At 73.7% G+C, this 1,511-nt stretch carries 1 protein-coding gene and 1 pseudogene; one reads left to right on the top strand and one right to left on the bottom strand.

The features are described 5' to 3' along the window. Nucleotides 1-201: pseudogene (locus RM425_RS21455) on the top strand (MarR family transcriptional regulator); the annotation flags it as partial. 4 nt (nucleotides 202-205) lie between these two features. Here the strand turns inward: RM425_RS21455 and RM425_RS21450 are convergent. Next, nucleotides 206-1,511: xanthine dehydrogenase family protein molybdopterin-binding subunit (locus RM425_RS21450; RefSeq protein WP_311347263.1), on the bottom strand; the 1,306-nt coding region annotated here is incomplete at its 5' end.

Raw genomic sequence — 1,511 nt, 5'->3', positions numbered from 1 at the left:
CCGGAGGACGGCCGCGGGCAGCTGGCCGTCCTCACCGACGACGGCTTCGCCGCCCTCGAGGCGGCCGCACCCGTGCACGTCGAGAGCGTCCGCAGCCACCTGTTCGACCAGCTCACCCCCGAGCAGGTGGAGACCATGCGCGACCTCGGCGAGACCCTGCTGGCCCACATCGACCCGGCCGCGATCAAGGGTCTGGGCTAGCGCGTCAGGTCAGGCCCAGCTCCCGGAAGTACTTGTCCGGGGTGATCGGCAGGTCCCGCACCCGCAGCCCCGTGGCGTGCCAGTAGGCATTGGCGACGGCGGCAGCGGCGCCGGTGATGCCGATCTCGCCGATCCCCTTGAGCCCGAGTTCGTTGACGTAGGGGTCCTCCTCGTCCAGCCAGTGGATGTCGAGCTCACCGATGTCGGCGTTGGTGGCGATGTGGTACTCGGCCAGGTCGTGATTGACGTAGTGCCCGAGCCGCTCGTCGGCCACCGACTCCTCGTGCAGGGCCATCGAGACGCCCATGCTGAACCCGCCCAGGAACTGCGAACGCGCGGTGTGCGCGTTCACGATCGTGCCGGCGGCGTAGACGCTGGTGGCCCGCGGCAGCCGGGCCTCGCCGGTGTCCCGGTCGACGCGCACCTCGACGAAGTGCGCACCGAAGGCGTGCATCGAGTAGTCGCCGGCGTGCGGTGACTCCCCGGGCACCCCACCCCGGACGACGATCCCGTGCGGCGGCAGCTGCCCGCCGTGCTTCTCGTCGAGCTCGCGGCGCACGTCGCGCGCGGTCAGCACGATCGCCGACCCCCACGAGGTCAGCCCGGTGGAGCCGCCGGCGCCCCCGGCGAAGGGCAGGTCGCTGTCGCCGATCCGCAGCTCCACCGCGTCGAGGCCGACCCCGAGCGCGTCGGCGGCGATCTGGGTCAGCGCCGTCCAGGCCCCGGTGCCGATGTCCGAGCCGTCGATCTCGACGGTCCACCGGCCGTCGTCGTGCCCGGTGATGCGGCACTCGGCCCTGCGCCGGCGGGTCGGGTAGGTCGCCGCCGCGACGCCGGTCCCGATCAGCCAGCGGCCCTCGGTGCGCACTCCCGGCCGCAGGTCGCGCCCGGCCCAGCCGAACCGCTCCGCGCCGGTGCGCAGGCAGGTCACCAGGTTCCGGCTGGACCAGGGCACGTCCCGCTCCGGATCGCGCTCGGGCTCGTTGCGGATGCGCAGCGCGACCGGGTCCATGCCCAGCTCGTGCGCCAGCTCGTCCATCGCCGACTCCAACGCGAACAGGCCCGGGGTCTCCCCCGGCGCGCGCATGATCGTCGGCGGCGGCACGTCGAGCCGCGCCAGCCGGTGCGTGGTGCGCCGGTGCGGCGCGGCGTAGAGCACCCGGGTGGGGGTGGCTGTCTGCTCGGCGAACTCGTTGATCCGCGAGGTGTGCTCGACGACCTCGTGGCTGATCGCGGTCAGCCGGCCCTCGGCGTCGGCGCCCAGCCGCACCCGCTGGATGGTGGGTGTCCGGTGGCCGACGAGGGAGAAC

Origin of the sequence: Blastococcus goldschmidtiae (assembly GCF_031845325.1) — a bacterium.
Lineage (GTDB): Bacteria > Actinomycetota > Actinomycetes > Mycobacteriales > Geodermatophilaceae > Blastococcus > Blastococcus goldschmidtiae.
This window is presented reverse-complemented; position numbering and strand designations above follow the sequence as displayed.